The sequence below is a fragment of the Pseudomonas sp. URMO17WK12:I12 genome, assembly GCF_000514395.1.
Taxonomy (GTDB): Bacteria; Pseudomonadota; Gammaproteobacteria; order Pseudomonadales; family Pseudomonadaceae; genus Aquipseudomonas; species Aquipseudomonas mucoides.
In genome coordinates this window covers 20,429-45,455 of record NZ_KI911392.1, presented here as the reverse complement: position 1 = coordinate 45,455, position 25,027 = coordinate 20,429, and the positions used below count along the sequence as shown (strand labels likewise).

At 59.3% G+C, this 25,027-nt stretch carries 26 protein-coding genes; 10 read left to right on the top strand and 16 right to left on the bottom strand.

The window, feature by feature from the left end; genetic code table 11:
• The first annotated feature begins 154 nt into the window (after nucleotides 1–154).
• The 3 genes from D882_RS0127180 (at nucleotide 155) to D882_RS0127170 (ending at nucleotide 2,684) form a co-directional block, all read left to right on the top strand.
• Entirely contained in the window at nucleotides 155–1,162 is a 1,008-nt protein-coding gene (locus D882_RS0127180) for a methionine ABC transporter ATP-binding protein (RefSeq protein ID WP_027926141.1), read from the top strand.
• Nucleotides 1,162–1,836 carry a methionine ABC transporter permease gene (locus D882_RS0127175; protein ID WP_027926140.1) on the top strand — a complete coding sequence of 225 codons (675 nt, stop codon included), beginning with the start codon at nucleotides 1,162–1,164 and terminating at the stop codon, nucleotides 1,834–1,836. Before D882_RS0127180 ends, D882_RS0127175 begins: the two co-directional genes overlap by 1 nt.
• A gap of 77 nt (nucleotides 1,837–1,913) precedes the next feature.
• Nucleotides 1,914–2,684, top strand: a complete 771-nt coding sequence (locus tag D882_RS0127170) for a MetQ/NlpA family ABC transporter substrate-binding protein (protein WP_027926139.1) — start codon at nucleotides 1,914–1,916, stop codon at nucleotides 2,682–2,684.
• A gap of 170 nt (nucleotides 2,685–2,854) precedes the next feature.
• Here the strand turns inward: D882_RS0127170 and D882_RS0127165 are convergent, their stop codons facing one another.
• Genes D882_RS0127165 through D882_RS0127145 form a run of 5 tightly spaced genes read right to left on the bottom strand, consistent with a single transcriptional unit; the run spans nucleotide 2,855 to nucleotide 6,763 of the window.
• Nucleotides 2,855–3,490, bottom strand: coding sequence for an SCO family protein (locus D882_RS0127165; RefSeq protein WP_027926138.1), 636 nt, complete (start codon nucleotides 3,488–3,490; stop codon nucleotides 2,855–2,857).
• A complete protein-coding gene (cyoE, locus tag D882_RS0127160) occupies nucleotides 3,487–4,386 on the bottom strand; it encodes a heme o synthase (protein ID WP_027926137.1) in 900 nt (299 codons plus the stop codon). The genes D882_RS0127165 and cyoE overlap by 4 nt, the downstream gene beginning before the upstream one ends.
• Complete coding sequence (locus D882_RS0127155; protein ID WP_027926136.1) at nucleotides 4,374–5,453, bottom strand: heme A synthase; 1,080 nt, start codon at nucleotides 5,451–5,453, stop codon at nucleotides 4,374–4,376. Before D882_RS0127155 ends, cyoE begins: the two co-directional genes overlap by 13 nt.
• A gap of 10 nt (nucleotides 5,454–5,463) precedes the next feature.
• Nucleotides 5,464–6,057 (bottom strand): hypothetical protein, encoded by a 594-nt coding sequence (locus tag D882_RS0127150; RefSeq protein ID WP_027926135.1) that lies wholly within the window; start codon nucleotides 6,055–6,057, stop codon nucleotides 5,464–5,466.
• Nucleotides 6,023–6,763, bottom strand: coding sequence for an SURF1 family protein (locus D882_RS0127145; RefSeq protein ID WP_027926134.1), 741 nt, complete (start codon nucleotides 6,761–6,763; stop codon nucleotides 6,023–6,025). Before D882_RS0127145 ends, D882_RS0127150 begins: the two co-directional genes overlap by 35 nt.
• 70 nt (nucleotides 6,764–6,833) lie before the next feature.
• Between D882_RS0127145 and D882_RS0127140 the strand changes: the two genes are divergently transcribed.
• Nucleotides 6,834–7,037, top strand: a complete 204-nt coding sequence (locus D882_RS0127140; protein ID WP_027926133.1) for a twin transmembrane helix small protein — start codon at nucleotides 6,834–6,836, stop codon at nucleotides 7,035–7,037.
• 4 nt (nucleotides 7,038–7,041) lie between these two features.
• Here D882_RS0127140 and D882_RS0127135 read toward each other — a convergent pair whose 3' ends face one another.
• The 4 genes from D882_RS0127135 to coxB all read right to left on the bottom strand — a co-directional run bounded on the left by D882_RS0127135 (nucleotide 7,042) and on the right by coxB (nucleotide 11,434).
• A complete protein-coding gene (locus D882_RS0127135; RefSeq protein WP_027926132.1) occupies nucleotides 7,042–7,929 on the bottom strand; it encodes a cytochrome c oxidase subunit 3 in 888 nt (295 codons plus the stop codon).
• A gap of 33 nt (nucleotides 7,930–7,962) precedes the next feature.
• Entirely contained in the window at nucleotides 7,963–8,520 is a 558-nt protein-coding gene (locus tag D882_RS0127130) for a cytochrome c oxidase assembly protein (RefSeq protein WP_027926131.1), read from the bottom strand.
• A 117-nt stretch (nucleotides 8,521–8,637) separates the two neighbouring features.
• Nucleotides 8,638–10,224 (bottom strand): cytochrome c oxidase subunit I, encoded by a 1,587-nt coding sequence (gene ctaD / locus D882_RS0127120; RefSeq protein WP_027926130.1) that lies wholly within the window; start codon nucleotides 10,222–10,224, stop codon nucleotides 8,638–8,640.
• Between the two features lie 82 nt (nucleotides 10,225–10,306).
• Nucleotides 10,307–11,434, bottom strand: a complete 1,128-nt coding sequence (coxB, locus tag D882_RS0127115) for a cytochrome c oxidase subunit II (protein ID WP_027926129.1) — start codon at nucleotides 11,432–11,434, stop codon at nucleotides 10,307–10,309.
• A 372-nt stretch (nucleotides 11,435–11,806) separates the two neighbouring features.
• On the opposite strand from coxB, the gene D882_RS0127110 reads away from it, so the two are divergent.
• Nucleotides 11,807–12,457 carry a hypothetical protein gene (locus D882_RS0127110; protein WP_027926128.1) on the top strand — a complete coding sequence of 217 codons (651 nt, stop codon included), beginning with the start codon at nucleotides 11,807–11,809 and terminating at the stop codon, nucleotides 12,455–12,457.
• A 111-nt stretch (nucleotides 12,458–12,568) separates the two neighbouring features.
• On the opposite strand, the gene D882_RS0127105 is transcribed toward D882_RS0127110, so the two are convergent.
• The 3 genes from D882_RS0127105 to D882_RS0127095 form a co-directional block, all read right to left on the bottom strand.
• Complete coding sequence (locus D882_RS0127105; protein ID WP_027926127.1) at nucleotides 12,569–14,095, bottom strand: SulP family inorganic anion transporter; 1,527 nt, start codon at nucleotides 14,093–14,095, stop codon at nucleotides 12,569–12,571.
• A gap of 88 nt (nucleotides 14,096–14,183) precedes the next feature.
• On the bottom strand, nucleotides 14,184–14,915 hold the full coding sequence (locus D882_RS0127100; RefSeq protein WP_027926126.1) for a carbonic anhydrase: 732 nt from the start codon (nucleotides 14,913–14,915) through the stop codon (nucleotides 14,184–14,186).
• A gap of 244 nt (nucleotides 14,916–15,159) precedes the next feature.
• Entirely contained in the window at nucleotides 15,160–16,218 is a 1,059-nt protein-coding gene (locus tag D882_RS0127095; protein WP_027926125.1) for a PA0069 family radical SAM protein, read from the bottom strand.
• 194 nt (nucleotides 16,219–16,412) lie between these two features.
• On the opposite strand from D882_RS0127095, the gene D882_RS0127090 reads away from it, so the two are divergent.
• Both D882_RS0127090 and D882_RS0127085 read left to right on the top strand, forming a co-directional pair.
• On the top strand, nucleotides 16,413–16,715 hold the full coding sequence (locus D882_RS0127090) for a hypothetical protein (protein WP_027926124.1): 303 nt from the start codon (nucleotides 16,413–16,415) through the stop codon (nucleotides 16,713–16,715).
• A 230-nt stretch (nucleotides 16,716–16,945) separates the two neighbouring features.
• Nucleotides 16,946–17,593, top strand: coding sequence for a dual specificity protein phosphatase family protein (locus tag D882_RS0127085; protein ID WP_027926123.1), 648 nt, complete (start codon nucleotides 16,946–16,948; stop codon nucleotides 17,591–17,593).
• 8 nt (nucleotides 17,594–17,601) lie between these two features.
• On the opposite strand, the gene D882_RS0127080 is transcribed toward D882_RS0127085, so the two are convergent.
• The 3 genes from D882_RS0127080 to prlC form a co-directional block, all read right to left on the bottom strand.
• The gene (locus D882_RS0127080; protein ID WP_027926122.1) at nucleotides 17,602–19,647 is read right to left on the bottom strand and encodes a M3 family metallopeptidase; all 2,046 of its coding nucleotides are present in this window, start codon (nucleotides 19,645–19,647) and stop codon (nucleotides 17,602–17,604) included.
• Between the two features lie 112 nt (nucleotides 19,648–19,759).
• The gene (locus D882_RS0127075) at nucleotides 19,760–20,047 is read right to left on the bottom strand and encodes a YheV family putative zinc ribbon protein (protein ID WP_008152496.1); all 288 of its coding nucleotides are present in this window, start codon (nucleotides 20,045–20,047) and stop codon (nucleotides 19,760–19,762) included.
• Complete coding sequence (gene prlC, locus D882_RS0127070) at nucleotides 20,044–22,122, bottom strand: oligopeptidase A (protein ID WP_172825922.1); 2,079 nt, start codon at nucleotides 22,120–22,122, stop codon at nucleotides 20,044–20,046. Before prlC ends, D882_RS0127075 begins: the two co-directional genes overlap by 4 nt.
• A gap of 62 nt (nucleotides 22,123–22,184) precedes the next feature.
• Here prlC and D882_RS0127065 point away from each other — a divergent pair, with 62 nt between their 5' ends.
• Nucleotides 22,185–22,730, top strand: coding sequence for a gamma carbonic anhydrase family protein (locus D882_RS0127065; RefSeq protein ID WP_027926120.1), 546 nt, complete (start codon nucleotides 22,185–22,187; stop codon nucleotides 22,728–22,730).
• Between the two features lie 29 nt (nucleotides 22,731–22,759).
• On the top strand, nucleotides 22,760–23,410 hold the full coding sequence (locus D882_RS0127060) for an HAD family hydrolase (RefSeq protein WP_027926119.1): 651 nt from the start codon (nucleotides 22,760–22,762) through the stop codon (nucleotides 23,408–23,410).
• Nucleotides 23,411–23,448: 38 nt separating this feature from the next.
• Here the strand turns inward: D882_RS0127060 and D882_RS0127055 are convergent, their stop codons facing one another.
• Nucleotides 23,449–24,540 carry an aminopeptidase gene (locus D882_RS0127055; protein WP_027926118.1) on the bottom strand — a complete coding sequence of 364 codons (1,092 nt, stop codon included), beginning with the start codon at nucleotides 24,538–24,540 and terminating at the stop codon, nucleotides 23,449–23,451.
• 60 nt (nucleotides 24,541–24,600) lie between these two features.
• Between D882_RS0127055 and D882_RS0127050 the strand changes: the two genes are divergently transcribed.
• A complete protein-coding gene (locus D882_RS0127050) occupies nucleotides 24,601–25,023 on the top strand; it encodes a hypothetical protein (RefSeq protein ID WP_027926117.1) in 423 nt (140 codons plus the stop codon).
• Nucleotides 25,024–25,027 lie beyond the last annotated feature (4 nt).

The window sequence follows — 25,027 nt, the reverse complement described above, 5'->3', positions numbered from 1 at the left end:
TTTAGCCGTTCCTTTTTTATGACCTTTGATCGCGTTATTGCCAAATCGAAGGTTGAATGCGGAATAAATGCTAATAACCTCTATACGGACAGGCTAAAATGCGCGCCCGGCTAACCGCTGATCCTTTTCTAACGCGCCCCACAAGGTTCGCTACGTGATCGAGTTTCAAAACGTCCATAAAACCTACCGCGTCGCCGGTAAGGATATTCCCGCCCTGCATCCGACCAGTCTGACGATTGAGAACGGTCAGGTCTTCGGCCTGATCGGCCATTCCGGCGCGGGAAAAAGTACCCTGCTGCGTCTGATCAATCGCCTGGAGAATTCCAGTGGCGGCAAGATCTTCGTCGACGGCGAAGAAGTCACCGCGCTGGACGCCAATAGCCTGCGGCGCTTCCGTCAGCAAGTCGGGATGATCTTCCAGCACTTCAACCTGCTGGCGTCCAAGACTGTGGCTGACAACGTCGCGTTGCCGCTGACCCTGGCCGGCGAGCTGTCGCGCAGCGAGATCGATCTGCGCGTGGCCGAGTTGCTGGCGCGGGTCGGGTTGTCCGAGCACGCCAAAAAGTACCCGGCGCAGTTGTCCGGTGGCCAGAAGCAGCGCGTCGGCATTGCCCGCGCCCTGGCGACCAAGCCGAAAATCCTGTTGTGCGACGAAGCCACCAGCGCCCTCGACCCGCAGACCACGGCGTCGGTCCTGCAATTGCTGGCCGAGATCAACCGCGAGCTGAAGCTGACCATCGTCCTGATCACCCACGAGATGGACGTGATCCGCCGCGTTTGCGACCAGGTCGCAGTCATGGACGCCGGTGTAATCGTCGAGCAAGGTTCGGTGGCCGAGGTGTTCCTGCATCCCAAGCACCCAACCACCAAGCGCTTCGTGCAGGAAGACGAGCAGATCGACGAAAGCGAACAGCGCGATGACTTTGCTCACGTGCCGGGCCGCATCGTGCGTCTGACCTTCCAGGGCGAAGCGACCTACGCGCCGTTGCTGGGTACCGTCGCCCGGGAAACCGGTGTGGACTACAGCATCCTGGCCGGTCGTATCGACCGCATCAAAGACGTCCCTTACGGGCAACTCACCCTGGCCGTCACCGGTGGCGACATGGACGCGGCATTTGCCCGTTTCACCGCGGCTGACGTCCACATGGAGGTGCTGCGCTAATGGAAGCCCTGACTGCTTTCTTTGCCAATATCGACTGGTTCGAAATCTGGCTGGCCACCGGCGATACCTTGCTGATGCTCGGTGGTTCGTTGTTGTTCACCGTGTTGCTCGGCTTGCCGCTGGGTGTGCTGCTGTTCCTGTGCAGCCCGCGTCAGTTGCTGGAAGCCAAAGGCGTCTACGCGATGCTGTCGCTGGTGGTGAACATTCTGCGTTCGCTGCCCTTCATCATTCTGTTGATCGTGATGATTCCGTTCACCGTGCTGATCACCGGTACGTCGCTGGGTGTCGCTGGTGCGATTCCGCCGTTGGTGGTAGGCGCTACGCCGTTCTTCGCCCGCCTGGTGGAAACCGCGTTGCGTGAAGTGGATCGCGGCATCATCGAAGCGACTCAGGCGATGGGCGCGACGACACGTCAGATCATCACCAATGCCTTGCTGCCAGAAGCCCGTCCGGGCATCTTCGCGGCGATTACGGTGACGGCGATTACACTGGTGTCCTACACGGCCATGGCCGGTGTGGTCGGCGCAGGTGGTCTGGGTGACCTGGCGATCCGCTTCGGCTACCAGCGTTTCCAGACCGACGTCATGGTGGTGACGGTGGTGTTGCTGCTAGTGCTGGTCCAGGTGCTGCAAACCGTTGGCGACAAATTGGTTGTGCATTTTTCCAGAAAATAAACAGTTCTCGTAAATAAGTCATGAGCCGGCCATTCGCTGGCAGGCGCCAAACGGGTGCCTCATATGGAGTTAGCTGAATGAAGAAACTACTCGTCGCGTTCGCTGCCGTTGCAGCCTTTTCCGCCCACGCCGACACCCTGACGGTCGCGGCGACCCCGGTTCCGCACGCAGAAATCCTTGAGTTCGTGAAACCGGCCCTGGCCAAAGAAGGCGTGGACCTGAAGGTCAAAGTCTTCACCGACTACATTCAGCCGAACGTGCAGGTGGCGGAAAAACGTCTGGACGCCAACTTCTTCCAGCACCAGCCATACCTCGATGAGTTCAACAAGGCCAAGGGCACCAACCTGGTCGCCGTTGCCGGTGTGCACCTGGAACCGCTGGGCGCTTACTCCAGCAAGTACAAGGCACTGACCGAATTGCCGGGCGGCGCCAACGTGGTGATCCCGAACGACGCCACCAACGGCGGCCGTGCGCTGTTGCTGCTGGCGAAGGCTGGCCTGATCAAGTTGAAGGATTCGAACAACATCCTGTCGACCGTGAAGGACATCACCGAGAACTCCAAGGACTTGAAATTCCGTGAACTGGAAGCCGCGACCATCCCGCGCGTGCTGACCCAGGTCGACCTGGCGCTGATCAACACCAACTACGCGCTGGAAGCCAAGCTCGATCCGTCCAAGGACGCGCTGGTCATCGAAGGCAGCGACTCGCCGTACGTGAACATCCTGGTGGCTCGTCCGGACGACAAGGACAGCGAGGCAATGAAGAAACTGGTTGCTGCGCTGCACAGCCCGGAAGTCAAAGCCTTCATTCTTGAGAAGTACAAAGGCGCGGTATTGCCAGCGTTCTGATCTGAAGCTTTAACAAAAATGGGGCGCATTGAATGCGCCCCATTTTTTATGTCCGAAACACCGTCCCCTGTGGGAGCGGGCTTGCCCGCGATGAGTCCTTGTCATTCAACATCAAGGTTGGCTGATGCACCGCCATCGCGGGCAAGCCCGCTCCCACAGGTTTTTCAGTGTCACTTACGGTTTAGCATTACCGGCAACTGCGCCACCAATTTCACATTGTTCAACGGTGCCCGAATAAACCCGCGCTGCGTGCCGTCCGGCCCGATCACCGCCAGATTGCCGCTGTGATCCACCGTGTAATTGGGCTTGCTGGTGTCGGCCGGAATAAACGGAATGCTCACCGCATTGGCCAGCTTCTGAATGTCATCCACCGACGAGGCGGTCAGGCCTTTGAACTGCGGGTCGAAGTAGCCCAGGTACTGCTTGAGCTGAGCCGGGGTATCACGGTTCGGGTCGACGCTGACCAGAATGACCTGCAGCTTGGCCGCTGCTTCCGGTGGCAACTCGCTCTTGATCTGACGCAACTGGGCGAGGGTGGTCGGGCAGATGTCCGGACAGAAGGTGTAGCCGAAGAACAGCAGGCTCCACTTGTCTTTCAGCTGATTGACCGTCACCGGGTTACCGTCCTGATCGGTCATCTTCACATCCGGCAGGTTGCGGCTTTGCGGCAGCAAGATAATGCCGGCATCGATCAGCGCCGTCGGGTCGCCCTGGCTTTTGCCGGACAGCACTTTGTTGATGGTCAGGCCCAGGACCAGTGCGATCAGGGCGACGAGAATGAAGACGGTTTTCTGGGTTCGAGTCATAGGTTCAACAGTAAGTAGTGGTCTACGAGCAGCGCGATAAACAGCAGGAACAAGTAATAAATAGAGTACTTGAACGTGTTGATCGCCGCGTGCGGCCGAGTGCCACGGTACAGCACCACGGCCCATTGCAGAAACCTTGCGCCCAGCCCCAGCGCGCAAATCAGGTAGAGCATGCCGCTCATGTGGATCACGTAGGGCATCAGGCTGACGGCCAGCAACGCGAAGGTGTAAAGCAGGATGTGAACCTTGGTGTAGTGCTCACCGTGGGTCACCGGCAGCATCGGAATGTCGGCCTTGGCGTATTCCTCTTTGCGATGGATCGCCAGGGCCCAGAAGTGTGGCGGGGTCCAGGCGAAGATGATCAGCACCAGCAGCAGGGGTTCGGCGCTGACGTGACCGGTCGCAGCGGTCCAGCCCAGCAGTGGCGGGGCCGCCCCTGCCAGGCCGCCGATGACGATGTTCTGCGGTGTCGCGCGCTTCAGAAAACCGGTGTAGACCACCGCATAGCCCAACAGCGAAGCCAGGGTCAGCCACGCCGTCAGCGCATTGGTGAACGTGAGCAGCACGGCTTGGCCCAGCACGGCCAATACCAAGGCAAACGTCAGCGCCGCCGCCGGAGACACCCGGCCTTCGGCCAACGGACGTTTGTGCGTGCGGGCCATCACCGCGTCGATGCGCCGGTCCACCACATGGTTGACCGCCGCCGCACCGCCGGCGCACAGGGCGATCCCCAGGTTGCCGAACACCAGCACCGTCCACGGCACTCCGGCGCGGGTCGCGAGGAACATGCCGACCAGCGAGGTGATGAGCATCAGCACCACCACTTTCGGCTTGGTCAGCTCCAGATAGTCGCGCCAGATTGCCTGACTGTGACGTTCGCCGATCAGAGTCGCCATGGCATCTCTCCTTTTATTGTTATGGGCCCGGCCGAGTGTTTACGCGGGCTGAACCGCCAGCGCGCGGGGGATTGCTGCTTGACCCGAACCAGACGGGTTCGCGCGTGATAATTGACCAGCACCATCGTCAGCAACAGGGCCGCGCCGCCAGCGTTGTGGGCGACGGCCACGGGCAGCGGCAGATGGAACAGCACGTTGCTGATACCGAGGGTGATTTGTGTGGCGAGGGCGACCAGCACCAGCCCCGCGAGGCGTGTCATGCCGACGACTTTCAGCTGCCAGGCGAGCCCGAGCAGCACGAGTGTGACCAATAGCGCGCCGATGCGGTGCGTCAGATGAATCGCCGTGCGCGCGTCGCTGTCCAGTTGCCCGCCGAGATAATTCGGGCCGATGTGCTGAGTCAGATGGAAGCCATTGGCGAAATCGGCCGGTGGAATCCACTGCCCATGGCAGGTCGGGAAATCGATGCAGGCCACGGCGGCATAGTTGGAACTGACCCAGCCGCCGAGGGCGATTTGCAGGATCACCAGCAGTAACCCGGCCGTTGCCCAGTACTGCAAACGTCGTGGCACTGTCAGCGCCGGCAGTACGCCGGACAACCTCAACGTCAGTAGAAACAGCAGACTCAGCGTGGCAAAGCCGCCGAGCAAATGCCCGGTCACCACCTGCGGCCAGAGCTTGAGCGTCACCGTCCACATGCCGAACGCGGCTTGGGCGAACACCACGGCCAGCAGAAACAGCGGCAACTTCACCGGTTGCCCCGGATGACGACGATGCACCCAGGCGCGACCGGCCAACACCGCGATCAGCATCCCCAGGGTGCCGGCGAAGTAACGGTGGATCATCTCGTTCCAGCCCTTGTGGGCCACCACCGGTGTATCGGGAAAATGCAGTTCGGCATGGGCCAGTTGGGCTTCGCTTTTCGGCACGCTGATAAAGCCGTAGCAACCCGGCCAGTCCGGGCAGCCGAGGCCTGCGTGGGTCAGGCGGGTGTAGGCGCCGAGCAACACCACAATCAGTGCCAGCAAGGTGGCAAACAACGCGAGGCGAAATCCAGGTTTGGCCATGACGATGCCCTTATCCGATGTTCGACAGTTTCAGCAGATGACGCAGGTCGTTGAGCAGGTCCTTACCCTTCACCGTCGGGTCATAGCGCAGCACCAGGTTGCCGTGGGGGTCGATGATCCACAGCTGCGGTGCGGTTTTGTCTCCGGTCGCCTTGCTGAAGGTGGTGAGGTCCATGGGGTAGCGTTGCAATTGCGGGTATTCGCGGGTCAGCTTGGCGTCGTAATCCGCCGTCAGCGGCTGTGCGGCGGCCAGTGCATGGCTGGCGCGGGACGCATCGCGGCCAAGGCCGATCTGAATCTGCCGCGCCAGGTACACCAGTTGCTGGCAATCCACCGAGCAATCCTTCGGCGCAGTCACCAGCATTTGCCAGCGATCCTCCTGGGCCTGCACACCGAGGTCGGCGCGGGTCTGACCGTTGCCGATCAATTCGCCGTGATAGCTGCGCCCGTCTGGCACCCAGAACTGCAGTTTGTACATGCCGGTGGCAAGGATCATCGGACCGATGACCCCGAGCAGAATCAACAGCAACTGCAAGCGACCCTTGCGTCGACTCGCCGGCGTTTTCGCTTCAGACATGCTGGGTGGATTCATGGCCGCTCCCATGGTGTTTCTCCTTTGCGTTGTGCCAACCGAGGTAGAGATAGAGGCCGAACAGGGCAAGCGACATGGCAAACCACTGCACGGCGTAAGCGATGTGTTTTTCCGGGCCCATGGCGACGACTGGCCAATCGGCCTGGTACGTCGCGGGACCCGTTTCTGCGCGTAATTCGTAGGCAAACCCTTCACGGCCCAGCGCCGTCCAGAGCTTCGGCGGCTCGACGGCGGTGACTAATTCAGGCCAGGTGGTGGCGCTCGGATCGGCGTGCAGCTGAAAGGTCGCGCCGGGGGAAACGTAGACCCAGGCATCGAGACTCAAGGCCTCTTTGGGCGTGGTGAACTGCGGCGGTGTGCGCCGGTCCGGCCAAGGCAACCAGCCGCGATTGACCAGCAACCAGAGCCCGGTCGCCTGGTCCTGAAACGGTTGCAGCAGCTCCACGCCGACCTTGCCGTCGCGCTGGCGGTTGTCCAGCAACAGGCTGTGCGCGGCGTCGAACAGGCCATGCAGATGAACGCGGCGGAAGGCCAGGTCTTCGGTGAGTTGCAGTTCGGTGCTGGCCATCGGTTCGGCGGCACGGCGCTCGGCATAGCTTTGCAGCAGCGCGCTTTTCTCCGCGCCCCGGCTCAGTTGCCAGAACCCGAGCGACACCAGCAGCGGCAGCAACAGGGCGACCACCAGTGTCGGCACGATGCCCGGCCGGAAGCGCTTCATGGCGTGGCCAAAAAGTCGTGAGTCGCGATAGCTATACTCAAGTGCATCGCCTTTCCCCCGGAGTCTCACCATGCTCAAAGCAGCCATCGTCCTGATGCTGATTGCCACGGTTGTCAGCCTGTTCAGCGGCCTGTTTTTTCTGGTCAAGGACGACAGCAGCTCAAACCGCCTCGTCATTGCCTTGAGTGTCCGTGTTGCCCTGGCCGCCACCACCGTCGGCTTGATCGCCTGGGGTTTCTATAGCGGCCAGTTGGTCTCTACGGCGCCTTGGTAATGGCTCAGAGCACGTAGACGAAAACGAACAACCCGATCCACACCACGTCCACGAAGTGCCAATACCAGCTCGCCGCCTCGAAACCGAACTGGTGCTCGTTATCGAAGTGTCCGCGCATGATCCGCATCAGCATCACGAACAGGATGATGGTGCCGATGGTCACGTGGGCGCCGTGGAAACCGGTGAGCATGAAGAACGTCGCACCGTAGATGCCCGAACCCAGGGTCAGGCCCAGTTCGTGGTAGGCATGCATGTACTCTTCAGCCTGGAACCCGAGGAAACCACAGCCCAGCAACACGGTGATCGCCAGCCAGATTTTCAGTGCGCCCCGATGACCCTTTTTCAAGGCGTGGTGGGCGATGGTCACGGTCACGCTGGAGCTCACCAGCAAGATAGTATTGAGCAGCGGCAGGCCCCACGGGCTGATGACTTCCTTGGGCGGAGGAAAGAGTTTCGGGTCCGGGGTGTGCAGCAGCGGCCAGGTGAACTGGAAGTTCGGCCAGAGCATGTGGGCGATGCCTTTCGGGCCTTCGCCCCCGAGTGCGGGGCCTGAGATGTGCCGTACATAGAACAGCGCACCGAAGAAAGCGATGAAGAACATCACTTCCGAGAAGATGAACCAGCTCATGCCCCAGCGGAAGGAACGGTCCATCTGCGCGCTGTACAAGCCGCCGCGACTCTCCTTGATCACCGTGCCGAACCAGCCGAACAGCATGTACGCCAGCAACAGGCCGCCGACGAAAAAGATCAGCGGGCCGTGGGATTCCGGCCGTGCGGCTTTCAGATCGTTGAACCAGGTGGCCAGGCCGAACACGGTGGTGAGCATGCCGAGCGTGGCGATGATCGGCCATTTGCTCTGGGCCGGTACGTAATAGTGTTCATGAGTTGCCATTTATTGTTCTCCTTATCGGGCACGCATTAGCGCCTAGCCACCGGTACTGGCGGCAACCGCCACGGGTGGATGGCGTGCGGTGATATCGAACAGCGTGTAAGACAGCGTCAGGTGCTTCACATCCTTGGGCATGTCACGGTCAACGATGAAACGTACCGGCATCTCGATCCGTTGACCGGGCTGCAGCACTTGCTGGGTAAAACAAAAACATTCGGTCTTGTGGAAGTACGCCGCCGCGGTGCTGGGCGCGATGCTCGGCACGGCCTGGGCGCTCATCGGCTTGTCGGTCGGGTTGTGCGCGATGAAAATCATCTCGTTCACCGCCCCCGGATGGGCCGTCAGCTCTTCACTCTTTGGATAGAAATCCCAGGGCATGTCAGCGGTGTTGGTCGACAGGAACTGCACGCGCACTTGGCGCGAAGTGTCGACCGTTTGCTCGCCCTCGTACTGCCCGGCCGTCTTGCCGTTAATGCCGAACGCCTTGCACATCACGTCGTAGATCGGCACCAGGGCAAACCCGAAGACAAACATCGCCACCACCACCAGCAACAGGCGGGTGACCAGTTTTTTCATCGAAATCGAGTCAGCCATGGTGTAAGCCCTCAACACCGAACCCTGTGGGAGCGAGCTGGCTCGCGATAGCGGCGTATCTGGCACACCGCGTCGCCTGAATCGCGCGCAGGCTCACGCCTACAAGGGGCAGGGTGTTCATTTCACTTCCGGCGGCGTGGTGAAGGTGTGATACGGCGCCGGTGACGGAATACTCCACTCCAGGCCTTCCGCGCCATCCCACGGTTTGGCCGGTGCTGGCGGGCCGCCGCGAATGGTCTTGATCACGATGAACAGGAAGAAGATCTGCGTCGCACCGAACATGAACGCGCCAATCGAGGAGACCATGTTGAAGTCGGCAAATTGCAGGTTGTAATCAGGAATCCGCCGCGGCATGCCCGCCAGCCCCACGAAGTGCATCGGGAAGAACGCCATGTTCATGCCGATGAACGAGAGCCAGAAATGCAGCTTGCCGAGGGTTTCGTCGTACATGTGGCCGGTCCACTTCGGCATCCAGTAATAGGCCGAGGCGAAAATCCCGAAGATCGCCCCGGGCACCAGTACGTAGTGGAAATGCGCGACCACGAAGTAGGTGTCCTGGTACTGGAAGTCCGCCGGGGCGATGGCCAGCATCAACCCGGAGAACCCACCAATGGAGAACAGGATCACGAACGCCACCGCAAACAGCATCGGCGTCTCGAAGGTCAGCGAGCCTTGCCACATGGTGCTGGCCCAGTTGAACACCTTCACCCCGGTCGGCACCGCGATCAGCAGCGTGGCGTACATGAAGAACAACTCGCCCACCAGCGGAATGCCGACCACAAACATGTGGTGCGCCCAGACGATGAACGACAGGAACGCGATGCTCGCCGTCGCATAGACCATCGAGGTGTAGCCGAACAGCGGTTTGCGCGAGAAGGTCGGGATGATCGAACTGACGGCACCGAAGGCCGGCAGGATCATGATGTACACCTCGGGGTGGCCGAAGAACCAGAACACGTGCTGGAACAACACCGGATCACCGCCACCGGCGGCACTGAAGAAACTGGTGCCGAAGTGGATGTCCATCAGCATCATCGTCACGCACCCGGCCAGTACCGGCATCACCGCAATCAGCAGGAACGCGGTGATCAGCCAGGTCCAGACGAACAGCGGCATTTTCATCAGCGTCATGCCGGGGGCGCGCAGGTTGAGGATGGTCGCGATCACGTTGATCGCGCCCATGATCGAACTGATCCCCATCAAGTGGATGGCGAAGATGAAGAACGTCACGCTTTCCGGTGCGTAGGTCGTGGACAGCGGGGCGTAGAACGTCCAGCCGAAGTTCGGACCGCCACCGGGGGTAAACAGGGTCGACACCAACAGGATGAACGCCGCGGGCAGCAGCCAGAAGCTGAAGTTGTTCATCCGTGGCAGGGCCATGTCCGGCGCGCCGATCATCAACGGGATCATCCAGTTGGCGAGGCCGACGAAGGCCGGCATCACCGCACCGAAGACCATCACCAGGCCGTGCATGGTGGTCATCTGGTTGAAGAACGCCGGCTCGACGATTTGCAGTCCCGGCTGGAACAGTTCGGCGCGAATCACCATCGCGAACGAGCCGCCCAGCAGGAACATGGTGAACGCAAACCACAGGTACAACGTGCCAATGTCTTTGTGATTGGTGGTCAGCACCCAACGCATCAGACCTTTGGCGGGGCCGTGGGCGTGGTCGGCGTGACCGTGGTCATCGATAACAGCGCTCATGGCCTGTCTCCTGCAAACAGATGGGCTGGGCAGGCCGGGGCGCGCTGCCCCGACCAGTTCCTTACACGCGCAATAGACCGGGTCATTTGCTTTCCGCCTGTTTCAGCTCCAACACTTCTTTAGGAGTGACCATGTCGCCTTTGTTGTTGCCCCAGGCGTTACGTTCGTAGGTCACGACCGCCGCGATATCGACTTCCGAGAGCTGCTTGCCGAACGCCGCCATGGCGGTGCCGGGTTTACCGTGGAACACCAGGCTCAGGTGGCCCTCTTTCGGTCCGGTGGCGATTTTCGAGCCCTTGAGCGCCGGGAACATCGGCGGCAGGCCCTGACCTTCGGCCTGGTGACAGGCGACGCAGGTGGTGTGATAGATCTTGTCGCCGCGCTCCTTGAGCTCGTCGAGGGTCCATTCCTTGCTGGTCAGCTCTTTGAGTTGCAGGGCTTCAGCCTTGCGGTCAGCGAGCCATTTTTCGTAATCGGCCTTTTCCTTGACCTCGACCACAATCGGCATGAAGCCGTGGTCCTTGCCGCACAACTCGGCGCATTGGCCGCGGTAGATGCCGGGCTTGTCGATACGGGTCCAGGCTTCGTTGACGAACCCCGGGATCGCATCGCGCTTGACCGCGAAGGCCGGGACCCACCAGGAGTGGATGACGTCGGCGGAGGTCACCAGGAAGCGCACCTTCGCGCCGATCGGCAACACCAGCGGCTTGTCGACCTCGAGCAAGTAGTGCTCGCCCTTGGTTTCCTTGTTGTGGATCTGGTCGGCGGGGGTGGTCAGGTTGCTGAAAAACTCAACGTCCTGGCCCAGGTACTTGTAATGCCACTTCCACTGATAGCCGGTGATCTGGATGTCGATATCCGGCTCACTGGCGTCATACATCTTGATCAGGGTGGCCGTCGCAGGAACCGCCATGGCCACCAGGATCAGGAAGGGCACGATGGTCCATAGAATTTCGACGGTGGTGCTTTCATGAAATTTTGCGGCCACCTGCCCGGTCGAGCGGCGGTGGACCATCATCGACCAGAACATGGCGCCGAAGACGATGATGCCGATCACTACACAGATCCAGAAAATGGTCATGTGCAGGTCAAATACTGCGTGACTGATTTCAGTCGCTCCCGGCGCCATATTCACAGTCCAGGCGGCTTGCGCCTGACTGAAAATCGACCACAACAGGAGGCCCATCCAGACGTGTGGATGTCGCATCATTGCGGGTTCCCCTTATCGTTCTTGTTATCCCGCCGGCTTTCACCTGCGGCAAGGGAGCGGCTTTTTCAGACTACGAACTTGAATCGCCGGGCCTTGCTGCGTGTGCAGTCGGGCGTCATCAGCTAACTCCATTTCCAACCCGAGTATAGACAGCGACTGCGACCTCGCAATGTGATGGCGTAAATGATCTGAAACAGCTGGGACTTGCGTTCAAGGTCACGAATGGAGAAGGATGCAGACGAGTGGTGGCAAATCGATATAACGGAGGCGTCTCAAGGATGAAACAATTATGACAAATGCGTCTTAGCATTTTTCATAAGGCAGCTAAGTTATGTCTTCCCTATTTCATTGCCTTTGTTTCCTGGAGTTTTCATGAACACCGCCGCATTGCGCGAGCAGATCCAAAAAGCCCAAACACATGAAGCCGAGACCGGCCTGCTGACGCGTCAGCTGGAAAGCAAACTGCCTCATCTGCATCCTGCCATCCAATTGCCTGAGGCGGACGCCAATGGCGTACTGACACGTTTTGTCGCCGCTTACATCGACGAAGTACCTGATCTGCTGGAAGCAGCCAATGAAGTGGCCAGGGAAGCCGGTATCGAGTCACAGATCAAGCCGGTGCTGAACATTGCCGAACAGTACTTCCTTCAGCCGCCGGACATCATGAACGGTCACGTCGGGCTCGACAGCCTGCTGGATGAAGCCTATCTGGCACACCGTTTTGTCGAAGAGGTCAACGACCTGTACATCAAGTATCTGGGCCAGCCATTGATCCCCTTGGACATGACTGTCGCCAACCTGATTGCCCACCAATTGATCGGTGAGGCGTTTGCCAACCAACTGGACGAAGTGGTGCATCACGCCCTGGACGAGATGCTCGACGACCAGAGCTTTGCCTTGGAATCGGTGGAAGCGTACCGCGAGAAACTCAGCAGCCCGGATACCGGTGCCGCGTGGAAACGCTGGCCGTGCATGTCGCGCCGCTTGGGCGTAGGCCTGGAGCTGGATCAGCCGGCGGTTTGATTCAACACAAAACCTGTGGGAGCGAGCTTGCTCGCGATTGCGTTGGGTCAGCCAACATTCATGTTGGATGATCTGGCCCCATCGCGAGCAAGCTTGCTCCCACAGGGTTATTTATCCGGCAGCACCTACGCCGGATGTAGTGCGCAACCGCCCCTCCAACCTGCGCTTCAACCCTCGCGCTTCAATCAGCAGCGTCGAACCCTTGGCTGCATTCGCCCGCCCCCATTCCTCCAGCAACTCCAGGCACGAGTGATCGATGTAGCTCAGGTTATTGAGCGGCACATGCACCGTCGCACCGGCGGGAATGGTGCCCAGCACCTGGGTCAAGGCTGGCACCTTGAGAAAGGTCGCGGCGCCAGTCAGCCGCAACTCCATTTCTCCATCCGCCGGCAGGTCGATCAGGCTGATTTTCAACCGTGAAGCCTTCCACGCCAGTTTCGCCAGCGTCAGGCCGAAGCCAATCAACACACCCGTGAGCAAGTCAGTAAAGATGATTGCCAGCGCAGTCGCCGCGTAGGTGAACATCGGCATCCGACCATAACGGCCCAAGCCTCGAAAGGCCTTGAGATCGACCAGTTTGAAGCCGGTGTAAACCAGCACACCCGCCAGGCTCGCTACCGGAATGCTCTGCAGCACGCTCGACAGCAACAACACGAACGCCAGCAGCCACAAACCGTGGAAGATCGCCGACAGTCGCGTGGTAGCACCGGCCTGCACGTTGGCCGAACTGCGCACGATCACGCCCGTCATCGGCAATGCACCCAATAAACCGCAGAGCATGTTACCCACGCCTTGCGCCGACAATTCCCGGTCGAAATCGGATCGTTGACCGCTGTGCATGCGGTCTACCGCAGCGGCCGACAGCAGGGTTTCGGCGCTGGCGATAAACGCCACGGCGAACGCGGCGACCAACAACGTCGGGTCCGCCAGATTGAGCAAGTCGGCGGGTTTCAGCCAATCGATGGCCTCGGCCAGGTTGGCGGGGACTTCCACGCGTTTGACCTGCAGCGCGAGCATCAGGCTGGCGACCGTCGCCAGCCCTACGCCCAGCAGCGCACCCGGAACGAAGCGCAACGAATGAGGCCGGAATTTTTCCCACAACCACATCACCGCCATCGTCGACAGCCCGAGCAACCCGGCTTGCCAGCCGAGCGACGGCAGGGCTTGCATCACCGCGGCTGGAAAGGCCGCCAGGTTATCCAGCCCGGAAGGCTTGGGCACCCCGTCGAGCATGACGTGCACCTGCGACAGCACAATCAGCACGCCAATCCCGGCGAGCATGCCGTATACCACCGCTGGCGCCGTGACCCGAAACCAGCAGCCGAGCCTCAGGCGCCCGGCCACCAATTGCAGGAACCCCGCCAAAAGCAGAATGGGGCCGAGCATGGCGACGCCGTGCTGGCGAACCAGTTCAAACACCAGAACCGCCAAGCCCGCCGCCGGGCCGCTGACTTGCAGCGGAGAGCCGGCCAGCCAGCCCACGACCAGGCCGCCGATGATCCCGGTGATCAAGCCCTTGGCGGGCGGTAATCCTGAAGCGATGGCGATGCCCATGCATAGGGGCAGGGCGACCAGAAACACAACCACCGAGGCCAGCAGCTCCCGAGGCAAAACAGCTTTCAGTTGCGCAGCACGCATAGTGAAGCTCCCGACATTTTTCAGGCATGGCGAAGCCGGGCTGCTAAATCAGCAGCCTCGACTCAACCACACGGGGATTTAGGAGGTGTTAGAAACGCGCTTTGGGCGTTGCCACCGGAATCGGATGGCTGCCATCGAGCGGCAGGAAACACCCCTGGTCCGCGTCGTAAGCTTTGATTTCGCTAGTTTCGATGCTGTAGACCCAACCATGGATAAACAGCTGACCGTTGGCCATGCGCGAGGCCACCGATGGATGCGTGCGTAAATGCTGTAGCTGAGCGATCACATTCTCTTCGGTGAGGATGTGCATGCTTTCGTTTTCATCAGCGCAATGACAATTTTCCTGGACCATGGTTTTTGCCACTTCGGCATGACGCAACCAGGCTTTGACCGTCGGCATCTTTTCCAGGCTCTGCGGATTGAGTACCGCGCGCATCGCGCCGCAGTCGGAGTGCCCGCAAATGATGATGTGTTGCACACCGAGGGCGAGAACCGCGTACTCGATGGCGGTGGAAACACCGCCGTTCATTTGCCCGTAAGGTGGCACAACGTTGCCGACGTTACGGGTCACGAACAGATCGCCGGGGGCGCTTTGTGTGATCAGTTCAGGAACGATGCGCGAGTCGGCGCAGGCGATGAACATCGCCCGGGGGCTTTGGGCCGTGGCGAGTTTTTTGAAGAGCTCTTCCTGCTGTGGAAAGACCTCGTGATGGAAATGCAAAAAGCCGTCAACGATGTGCTGCAGCGCTGCATCGGCGGTTTCCGCCTCGGGTTGGGCTGAAGCCGACGCAGCCAACGGCTGTTTATCCTTGTCACTCATGAATTCATCCTCATAGGCGGAGCCAGGGAAGTGTCCCGATTTGTCCGGTGTGAAGCCAGTGGCTGTTTAAAAAACATTCAGGTCGCAAAATCCGACCCGTCAGTCACTCGATGAACAAGGTAGCGGTCGAAACTTAACTCAAACTGAATCAAACGCTCTAGAACGTGTGTTCCAGGTCACAAAAAATGTGACCGGCCTGAGTGGGCTGTTCGTTTCCCACTACTCAACCATAGGTCAATTGTCCTCAAATCAATGACATCTGGCGACCCGGCGGACAGAAGGCTTCACAATCCAGATCGAAACCTTCCCGGCGATTGAGCCCCAGGCGTTTGATGGTTTTGGCAAACCGTTGCGCGAGCAGGTCGGCGAATGGTCCTTCACCGCGCATCCGGGAGCCAAATCGGCTGTCATAGAGTTCCCCGCCACGGCTCTGGCGGATCAGGCTCAACACATGGGCGGCACGCTGCGGATAGTGGGCCGCCAGCCATTCTTCAAACAGCGGCGCAACTTCCAGTGGCAGGCGCAACATCATATAGGCCGCACTCTGCGCACCGGCAGCATGGGCCTCGGTCAGCAGGCTCTCGAGTTCGCTGTCGTTGATCATCGGAATCATCGGCGAGCACAACACACCTACCGGAATACCCGCTTCACGCATCACGCGGATCGCCCGTAACCGGGCCTTGGGTGCGGCGGCGCGCGGTTCGAGGATGCGTTTGAGTTCATCGTCCAGCGTGGTGAGGCTGATCATCACCGCGACCAGTCGCTGGCTGGCGAGTTCGGCCAGCAGGTCCAGGTCACGAAGAATCAGCGAGCCTTTGGTGATGATCGTCACTGGATGACGGTAACGCAGCAGCACTTCGAGGGTATTACGGGTGATTTTGTGCTCGCGCTCGATGGGCTGATATGGATCGGTGTTGGAACCCAGGTTGATCGGCGCACATTGATAGCCGCGTTTGCTCAGCTGTTCTTCCAGCACCTCTGCGGCGTTGGTCTTGGCGATCAGTTTGGTTTCGAAATCCAGCCCCGGCGACATGTCCCAATAGGCGTGACTTGGACGCGCATAGCAATAGATGCAGCCATGTTCGCAACCGCGATAGGGATTGATCGAGCGATCGAAGGGCAAGTCCGGCGAGTTATTGCGGGTAATGATGGTTTTCGCCGTTTCGATGCGCACCTCGGTGCCTTGGGTGACCGGCGCTTCCTGATACCAGCCGTCATCCTCGACCACCGAACGATTCGGCGCGAAGCGGTTGTGCGGGTTGGTGGCGGTGCCGCGACCGCGAGGTGGCAAAGGGGTAGCCATCGACAAAATCCTTTAGCTGTATGTGCATACAGTATACGGCCTTGGCGCCATCGACCAGTGCCGTTCGGCACCTGACAACTTTCGCGCCTCGTCATTATGAGAAACATAAAGTGCGTGGCACTTTATTCTCTGTTGTCAGTATTCTTCGTTTCACACGAAGTTGTCGTGTGCTCACTATTAAAAGGATTTAATAAATGTCTGGCTACAATCAGCGCGGTGTGTTTTTACAACTACAGGCGCCTTCTATCGTTAGTCCAAGAGAAGTTAGGGTTTCCATGCAGTTTGCGTTAAAGGAAGAAGGTTATGACCCTGAAAACCAGGCGCTCACCTATTCTCTGTTGGACTCCAGCACCCGCGAGGCCGTGTCGAATGATGGAGGCGTCACCTTCACCATGACCAACACAGCTGATGTCAACGGGGATGGTGCAATCGACGCGCAAGACAAAGTTGTTTTGATTGCGTTGGCGAAGGCGTATGCAAAGATTATTAATCCTTGATTGCAGTTTGACCAGTGCAATCAATGACTGTTGAAAAGCCACGGGTCCAGGGATGACTTCTAAAACGACACGGAACTTATCCGTGTCGTTTTTTTATAAGTGGAATTTATAGGCAACAAGAAGAAACGGGGGCCGCTGTTCAATTCACGATTCTTTGACGGATGGCTCACAGGCCTTTGACTGCTCACAGCAGAAGCTATGCAGTACTTATTCAACAGGGTTGTCCGAGCATGTCCCGACTGCGCCTCTTGCCTGCGACGTTTTTGCTTTCAATGGCTGCACTTTTCAACCTGACCCTGGCCCATGCGGATGACAGCGCTTCACCCCGCCCGGCTGAGTGGGCTCAATCGGTCGAGGTGCGATACAACCTCTTTCGAATGTCCCCGACGCTCTATCGCAGCGCATTGCCTGACCGTGGAGCCGTTCCTTTGCTGGAAAAGCTGAAGGTAGGAACCGTCATCAATTTCCTGCCCGAGTCGGATAAAAGCTGGCTGTCGACACCAGGGATCACCCAGGTCCAGTTGCCCTACCGCACCAATCACGTGGATGATGCAGATGTACTCAAGGCCCTTCGTGCCATTCAGGCGGCCGAGTCCCACGGTCCTGTGTTGATGCATTGCAAGCACGGTTCCGATCGTACGGGGTTGATGGCGGCCATGTACCGGGTCGTGATCCAGGGCTGGAGCAAGGAAGACGCCCTGAACGAGATGACTGAGGGCGGCTTTGGCGACAGTACTCATTTCAAGGATGGCGTGCGTTATATGATGCAGGCCGATGTCGACAAGCTTCGCACCGCTTTGGCCAATGGCGATTGCAGCACCAGCCCGTTCGCCATGTGTTCGATGAAGAGTTGGTTCAAGTCGGCCCATATTGAGTAACCGTGTGTTTAGCGGGCAATGGCCTCTGGCAACACCGCAAAAACGTCGTCGGTGACTGACCCTCCAAGGAACTCTTTCAGGGCGGTCAGCAGCGAGCGTGAGTCGCCCGGTGAAAAAAATACTTCACGAAAAGCCTTGCCTGTTTGCGGGTTAAAGACCCAATCCAGTTGAAACCGTTTGAACGCCTCGGTCGCCAGGACGCCCGACCACTGGTAGGCGTAAACCGAGGCTGCGTAACCGGTCACCATGTAATCGAACCCATTGGCGAACCGGCTGTACGACGGCAGTTGCAGGTCGGTAATCTCGCGTTGAACATCCTCGAACACTTGCTGAATGCTACGGCCATCACCCCGGCAGTGGTGCAATTCGAAGTCGAGCAAGGCGCCCATCAACAGGCTGGCTGTTTGCCGGCTGGTCTGTGTTTGAACAGCGGCCAGCGCTTTGTTGATTCGCTCCTCGCTCAAGCGCTCACCGGTTTGATAATGAGCCGCCAGCCACAGCAGAAATTCGCCTGACAGGCACCAAAGCTCGAACAATTGACCGGTAAACTCCGCGCTATCACGCCCCAGTTGGGAAATGCCGGAAAGGCTGTGGTGAGGCGAACGGGTCAGAACGTGTTGCAAGCAATGACCGAACTCATGGAAAAGTACCCTCAGATCCTGGTGCGCGAGCAGGCAGGGCTGCTTGTTGACGCCAGGTGTGAAGTTTCCATGGAGCACAGCGATTGGCCGCGTCAGTCGACCCTCGGCGTTTATCCGTCGATTGCGGCGGGTGGCGGTCCAGGGATAGTCCGCAGCCTCCTCTCGGTGGAAAGGATCAAGGTAGATGTACCCGATCACCTGCCCATGCTCGCTGACTTCGAAGAGGCGCACGCTGTCATGCCAATGACTGAACGTTGTCTGCTCGACGATCTGGATGGCAAACATGCGTTCACAGAACAGGCAGAGCCGCCGCAATGTGCCGTCCAGCGGAAAATAAGCACGCAGGTTTTTCAAGTCACCACCGATATTTTGCTGGCGGAACTGTTCGGCCAGAAATTCGTGGTCCCAGGCGCGGACTTCACTGATGCCGCGCTCCAGCGCAAATGCTTTGAGCGCCTGTGTGTCCTGCGCAAGCGCAGGTATCACCTGTGTCACCTGTCGACGCAGGAACGCGCTGACTTGCGTCGTGGACTCCGCCATCTCTGTTGCGAGGTTCAGATGCGCAAAGTTTTCATACCCGAGCAACCGGGCTTTCTGGTGACGAAGGGACAATAGGCGCTCAAGCACTGGTTCATTATCGAATTGCCCGGCGGCGTCAGGACCTTGATCGGAAGCTCGAGTGGAGTAGGCGACAAAATACTCTTCGCGAAGTGCACGATTTTCGGCATACGTCATGATTCGATGATAGGTGTCCTGGTCCAGGTGGATCAGCCAGCCGGACTGCCCTGCATGCCGGGCATTGAGCGCAAGGCGATCCTGAGTGGCCTGGGTTAAGCCTTTGAGCTGCGTGACGTCGTCGATCTGCTTGCACCAGGCCGCACTGGCGCTTTGCAAATTGCTCAAGAACAAACGTTCGAGCAGGCCGATTTCGACGTTCAGTTGCTTCAGCTTCTGGTGTTGTTCGACGGACAACTCGATCCCTGACAAGTGAAACTCGCGCAGAATTTTGCTCAGGACGGCTTTGCGCGCGTCATCGTAATTCTGGGCGGCAGGACTTTGCGCGAGATCCCGGTAGGCTCGCCAAAGCGCGCGATGACCCATCTTCTCTGTTTTGTAATGCGCCAGGGCTTCGCCACACCGCAGACTCGCAGCGCCCCATGTGTTGTCGTCGTGTTTGACCGACATGAGCGTTTCGATGATACCCATGGCTTCATCCAGGCGCGCATCGAGGTCATCAATGGCCAGCACCAGATCATCCCAAGTCGGGAGAGCGGATTGGCTGGCCGTTATTTCAGCAATGATCCGGCGGTTGTCAGCAATGATTGTTTCGATGGCCGGCACTAGATGTTCAGCTCGGATGGCTGACCACGGCGGGAGGTCCCAGTATTGCAAAAAGGGGTTGGTATCAGGCATGGCGTCCTACTTGAATGGCGACTGAAGGATTCAGCCTAAGCAGGAAGCGCGGTGCAGGTGCGGTAGATAAATACCACCTTCCGCCCTTGAACGAGGGGAAGGTGGTGCTGACTCAGTGTTGCTCGTCCGGCTTTTTCTTCAGCTTGGGGTTCGGGAAAAACTGCACGGCCTGAACCTTGGCGTCCGGCACTTTCAGCGCCGACGTATTGACCCGCGTGCCCAATTCCTTGGGTACGGACAGACCTTGTTCATTCAACGTGTCGGAATAACCGCAGGCCACGCACTCGCGGTGCGGGACCTCGTCTTCGTTCCACATCATCAGTTTGTCCGGCTCGCTGCATGCCGGGCAGACCGCCCCGGCGATAAAGCGTTTTTTGGTAATCACAGGTCCCTCACTCATGCTGCCGCGTCCTCACTCAGGCCGCTGTGGCGCAAGAGTGCGTCAATCGAAGGCGCACGGCCACGGAAGTCGACGAACAGCACCATCGGCTCCTGGGAACCACCGCGGGCCAGGATGGCTTCGCGGAACGCTCGACCGGTCTCGGCATTGAGTACGCCTTCTTCTTCGAACTTCGAGAACGCATCCGCCGACAGTACTTCCGCCCATTTGTAACTGTAGTAACCCGCCGCGTAACCACCGGCGAAGATGTGCGCAAAGCTATTCGGGAAACGGTTGTAGGCCGGTGGACGCATGACCGACACCTCGTCACGCACCCCTTCGAGCACCTGCGCCACGCTGCGACCATCGCCATGGGTGGCGTGCAGTTCGAAGTCGAACAGCGAGAACTCCAGCTGACGCACCATCATCAGGCCGGACTGGAAGTTTTTCGCCGCGAGCATTTTCTGCAGCAGGTCTTGAGGCAGGGGCTCGCCGGTTTCGTAGTGACCGGAGATCAGCGCCAGGCCTTCCGGCTCCCAGCACCAGTTTTCCATGAACTGGCTCGGCAGCTCGACCGCATCCCAGGCCACGCCGTTGATGCCGGAAACGCCGGCGTGTTCGACGCGGGTCAGCAGGTGATGCAGGCCGTGACCGAATTCGTGGAACAGGGTGGTGACTTCATCGTGGGTCAGCAGCGCAGGCTTGCCGCTGTCGGCCGGGGTGAAGTTGCACACCAGGTTGGCCACCGGGTTTTGCAGCACGCCTTCAGCGGTGCGGCGACGGTCACGGGCGCCGTCCATCCATGCACCGCCGCGCTTGTTGGCGCGGGCATAGAGGTCGAAGAAGAAGCGGCCGACGTGCTGGCCGTTTTCCTTGATTTCGAACAGGCGAACGTCCGGGTGCCAGGTGTCGAAGCCTTTCTGTTCGGCAATCTCGATGCCGTACAGACGCTGCACGATGGCAAACAGGCCGCCCAACACTTTGTCGATCGGGAAGTAGGCGCGAAGCGCTTCCTGGGCAACGCTGTAACGCTGCTCGCGAAGTTTTTCGCCGTAGAAACCGCTGTCCCAGCTTTGCAGGTCCGGGCAGCCTTGTTCGGCGGCGTAGGCTTTGAGTTGTTCCAGGTCCTGCGCGGCGAATGGCTTGCTGCGCTTGGCCAGGTCGCGCAGGAAGCTGAGCACCTGATCGCTGGACTCAGCCATTTTGGTGGCCAGGCTCAGTTCGGAGAAGCTGGCGAAGCCGAGCAGTCTGGCCAGTTCCTGACGCAGGTCGAGGATTTCTTCCATGACCGGGCCGTTGTCGTTCTGACCGGCATTCGGGCCCTGGTCCGACGCACGGGTGCAGTAGGCGGCGTAGACTTCTTCGCGCAGGGCACGGTCTTGGGCGTAGGTCATCACCGCGTAGTAGCTCGGGAATTCCAGGGTGATCAGAAAGCCTTCCAGGCCCTTGGCCTGTGCGGCGGCGGCCATTTGCGCCTTGGACGAATCGGTCAGGCCGGCGAGGGTGGCTTCATCGGTGACGTGTTTGGTCCATGCCTGAGTGGCGTCGAGCAGTTGGTTGGAGAAACGGCTGCCCAGTTCCGAGAGCTTGCTCTGCACTTCGGCGTAGCGTTTCTGCTCGGCTTCCGGCAGATCTATACCCGACAGACGGAAGTCGCGCAGGGAGTGTTCCAGGATAGTTTTCTGCGCCACATCGAAACCGGCGGCTTCCGGGCTGTTGGCCAGGGCTTCAAAGGCTTCGAACAGTTCGCGGTTCTGGCCCAGCTCGGTGGAGTAGGCGCTCAAGGCCGGGAGGCAGGATTCGTAGGCTTCACGCAATTCGGCGCTGTTGCACACGGCATTCAAATGGCTGACCGGGCTCCAGGCGGCGCCCAGGCGATCATTGAGCTCGTCCATCGCCAGCACCAGGCCGGCCCAGGTCGGTTGTTTGCCCTGGGTCTTGAGGATCTCGATAATGGCGGCGCGGTTGTCAGCCAGGATCTGTTCAATGGCCGGTTGCACGTGTTCGGCACGGATCGCCGAGAACGGCGGCAGGTCGTAGGACTGCAAAAGAGGGTTGTTCACGCTCACGGTTGGCACCTTGGCTGGAAGAAACATGCGGCCATCTTAATTACAATCGACGCTCACCGCAGCTATCAGCAACAGAGAGAAACCCTATCGTGAACCTTCGCAAGTACCAGAACCACACGCCGCTGCTGGGCAAAGGCGCTTTTGTCGACGGATCGGCGGTGGTAATCGGCGACGTTGAAATCGGCGAAGACAGCTCTGTCTGGCCGCTGACAGTGATCCGCGGCGACATGCACCGCATCCGCATCGGCGCGCGTACCAGTGTTCAGGACGGCTGCGTGCTGCACATCACCCATGCCGGCCCGTTCAATCCCGATGGTTTTCCGTTGCTGATCGGCGACGATGTGACCATCGCGCATAAAGTCATGCTGCACGGGTGCAGCGTGGGCAGCCGGGTGCTGATCGGCATGGGCAGCATCGTCATGGACGGTGCAGTGGTCGAGGATGACGTGATCATCGGCGCTGGCAGCCTGGTGCCACCGGGCAAACGTCTGGATAGCGGCTTCCTGTATGTGGGCAGCCCGGTGAAACAGATCCGCCCGCTGACCGACAAGGAAAAAGCCTTTTTTACCTACAGCGCGGCGAATTACGCGAAGCTCAAGGATTTGCATCTGGCTGAAGGTTACGACCAGCTCTGACTCCGCCCCGCTATTGCCCAGGATTATTCATGCATTACCCAACCGTTTTATTCGACCTCGATGGCACCCTGACCGACCCGCGCGAGGGCATCACACGTTCGATCCAGTTTGCCCTGAGCAAACTGGGCATCGATGAGCCTGACCTGACCAAGCTGGAACACTTCATCGGCCCGCCGTTGTTGCAGGCGTTCATGCAGTTTTACGACTTCGATGAGCCCAAGGCCTGGGAGGCGGTGAGTTTTTATCGCGAACGTTTCAAGGTCACCGGCCTCTACGAGAACCGCGTGTTCGACGGCGTCACCCCGCTGCTGGAAACCTTGGGTGGGCAAGGGCGTCAGTTATACATCGCGACGTCCAAGCCATGGGTCTTTGCCCGGGAAATCGCCCGGCACTTTGATTTCGCGAAGCACTTCAAGGTGATCTACGGCAGTGAGCTGGATGGCACGCGGACGAATAAGGTCGAGTTAATTGCGCATTTGATGGCTGAAGAGGGGCTGGATCCTGCCAATACCCTGATGATTGGCGATCGTAAGCATGACCTGATCGGTGCGCGCAGTAATGGGCTGGACTCGGCGGCTGTGGGGTACGGGTTTGGTAGCCACGAAGAGTTGAGTGCAGAAGCACCGACTTATCACTTTGAAACGCTGGATGAGATGCATCGGGCGTTTTTGCAGCGCTAGTTGGATCGCCATCGCGAGCAAGCTCGCGATGAGGCCGCTCAGCCAGCAAAAGCTCCAGATTCTGCCAACGCCTTCAACGCCGCCTTCCGCTCCCCAACCGGCAGCACCCCTAGCTTCTCGACCGCCGCATAGAACCTCACCCAATCTCCACCCTCGTGCCGAAACAACGCCGTAAACCCCGGCACCCATTGGTCATACAACCCAAACGGCACCAGCCGGGCATTGTTCATCGGCGCATTAACCCAGGCGTCATAGCGTCTGTCCCCCGCCCATTGGCTGTCACGTAACTGCCGGTATTCGCTGCGCAGTCGCTCGAACTCAGCGGCCTTGCGTTGGCGCATCTGATCCACAGGCAAGGGCAGGGCGTAAAGCGTTTCAAGGCGCGTGCGAGTCTCCAGCACCAATCGGGTGAATTGATCCCGGCGCCGCACCTGGGCGCCGTTGTCCGGTGGCAGGCCTCGGGATGCGCGCCATTGGCGCGTGCCTTCCTGCTCGACAAAGCTGGCGAAAGACTCGTTGAACTCGGTGTCATCCTTCACATAAACACGTTGATGCGCCAGCTCATGGAAAATCAGGGTCGCCAGCCGCTCGTCGCCCCAGCCCATCATTGAGCTGATGATCGGATCGTTGAACCAGCCAAGCGTCGAGTACGCCTCGACACCCCCAATCGAAACGTCCATACCTTGCAGGCGCTGCACGGCGGCCTCGCCTCGGGCGGCGCTCTGGCTGTAGTAGCCGCGATAGGCGACGCAGCCGGCGATCGGGAAGCAATGGTTTTGCGGCTTCAGGGAAAATTCCGGGGTGACGAAGACATTCCAGACCACGAACGGACGGCCTATATCGGCGTACAGGCGATAGCTTTGATTGTCCGGCAGGTGCAGATGCTCACTGGCGAATGTCCGGGCTTTTTGCGATTGGGCCAGGTGCGCACGAAGTTTCTGATCGCGGGATGGATCGGCAATCACCTCGGCAACCGGCTCACGGGCCCGCAGCAATTGCAGCTGGCCACTGGCCAATTGGCCGTAATAGCTGACGCTGGCACAACCGTTGAGCAACAAAAGCAACACACCCGGAAACAAAACGCGCAAAACGCGATCAAGTAACCCAAGGCTTGGAAACGGCCTGATCAAAATAAAATCATCCCTGGAAAGTCTGCCCGCAAGACTATCCCGCCTGACTGGAGCTGCGCTATGCACAAGTTGATGCTGACGGGGGGCCTGTTGTTGCTGACGGGCTGTGCTGGATTCGGATTCCCTCACCACGATCCGGCGCAAGCGTGGATTGACCTGGAATCAAAACAGCAAGACACGGCACTGCAAGCAGTGGAAGTCGATGACAAAGCCTCCGACGACAAGCGCTATTTCCAGGTGCAGCCCGGTAGTCATGAGCTGACGGTGCGCTACCAGTTCGCGGTTCAGCCGACCAACATCGGTCCTGACGCCGAGCCGTTGTGGCGTGACTGCCAGCTGAATGTGAAATTCAGCGACTTCAACGCTGGTGAACGCTATCAGCTGCAAGCGGGGAACATCGGTTTTCGGCCGTGGGCAAAACTCTATAACCAACAGCGAAAAGTGATTGGCCAAGGCACACCGGCAGGCTGCCAACACACCTGATCAG

What these genes read in the sequence shown, in the direction of transcription:
- D882_RS0127140 (WP_027926133.1), top strand. Translation starts at nt 6,834, where the DNA reads ATGCTCAAAGCAGCCATCGTCCTGATGCTGATTGCCACGGTTGTCAGC.
- D882_RS0127095 (WP_027926125.1), bottom strand. Translation starts at nt 16,218, where the DNA reads ATGGCTACCCCTTTGCCACCTCGCGGTCGCGGCACCGCCACCAACCCG.
- cyoE (WP_027926137.1), bottom strand. Translation starts at nt 4,386, where the DNA reads ATGGCGACTCTGATCGGCGAACGTCACAGTCAGGCAATCTGGCGCGAC.
- D882_RS0127075 (WP_008152496.1), bottom strand. Translation starts at nt 20,047, where the DNA reads ATGAGTGAGGGACCTGTGATTACCAAAAAACGCTTTATCGCCGGGGCG.
- D882_RS0127145 (WP_027926134.1), bottom strand. Translation starts at nt 6,763, where the DNA reads ATGAAGCGCTTCCGGCCGGGCATCGTGCCGACACTGGTGGTCGCCCTG.
- D882_RS0127165 (WP_027926138.1), bottom strand. Translation starts at nt 3,490, where the DNA reads ATGACTCGAACCCAGAAAACCGTCTTCATTCTCGTCGCCCTGATCGCA.
- D882_RS0127105 (WP_027926127.1), bottom strand. Translation starts at nt 14,095, where the DNA reads ATGCGTGCTGCGCAACTGAAAGCTGTTTTGCCTCGGGAGCTGCTGGCC.
- D882_RS0127080 (WP_027926122.1), bottom strand. Translation starts at nt 19,647, where the DNA reads ATGCCTGATACCAACCCCTTTTTGCAATACTGGGACCTCCCGCCGTGG.
- coxB (WP_027926129.1), bottom strand. Translation starts at nt 11,434, where the DNA reads ATGATGCGACATCCACACGTCTGGATGGGCCTCCTGTTGTGGTCGATT.
- D882_RS0127135 (WP_027926132.1), bottom strand. Translation starts at nt 7,929, where the DNA reads ATGGCAACTCATGAACACTATTACGTACCGGCCCAGAGCAAATGGCCG.
- D882_RS0127175 (WP_027926140.1), top strand. Translation starts at nt 1,162, where the DNA reads ATGGAAGCCCTGACTGCTTTCTTTGCCAATATCGACTGGTTCGAAATC.
- D882_RS0127090 (WP_027926124.1), top strand. Translation starts at nt 16,413, where the DNA reads ATGTCTGGCTACAATCAGCGCGGTGTGTTTTTACAACTACAGGCGCCT.
- D882_RS0127060 (WP_027926119.1), top strand. Translation starts at nt 22,760, where the DNA reads ATGCATTACCCAACCGTTTTATTCGACCTCGATGGCACCCTGACCGAC.
- D882_RS0127130 (WP_027926131.1), bottom strand. Translation starts at nt 8,520, where the DNA reads ATGGCTGACTCGATTTCGATGAAAAAACTGGTCACCCGCCTGTTGCTG.
- D882_RS0127100 (WP_027926126.1), bottom strand. Translation starts at nt 14,915, where the DNA reads ATGAGTGACAAGGATAAACAGCCGTTGGCTGCGTCGGCTTCAGCCCAA.
- prlC (WP_172825922.1), bottom strand. Translation starts at nt 22,122, where the DNA reads ATGTTTCTTCCAGCCAAGGTGCCAACCGTGAGCGTGAACAACCCTCTT.
- ctaD (WP_027926130.1), bottom strand. Translation starts at nt 10,224, where the DNA reads ATGAGCGCTGTTATCGATGACCACGGTCACGCCGACCACGCCCACGGC.
- D882_RS0127150 (WP_027926135.1), bottom strand. Translation starts at nt 6,057, where the DNA reads ATGGGAGCGGCCATGAATCCACCCAGCATGTCTGAAGCGAAAACGCCG.
- D882_RS0127155 (WP_027926136.1), bottom strand. Translation starts at nt 5,453, where the DNA reads ATGGCCAAACCTGGATTTCGCCTCGCGTTGTTTGCCACCTTGCTGGCA.
- D882_RS0127050 (WP_027926117.1), top strand. Translation starts at nt 24,601, where the DNA reads ATGCACAAGTTGATGCTGACGGGGGGCCTGTTGTTGCTGACGGGCTGT.
- D882_RS0127110 (WP_027926128.1), top strand. Translation starts at nt 11,807, where the DNA reads ATGAACACCGCCGCATTGCGCGAGCAGATCCAAAAAGCCCAAACACAT.
- D882_RS0127170 (WP_027926139.1), top strand. Translation starts at nt 1,914, where the DNA reads ATGAAGAAACTACTCGTCGCGTTCGCTGCCGTTGCAGCCTTTTCCGCC.
- D882_RS0127085 (WP_027926123.1), top strand. Translation starts at nt 16,946, where the DNA reads ATGTCCCGACTGCGCCTCTTGCCTGCGACGTTTTTGCTTTCAATGGCT.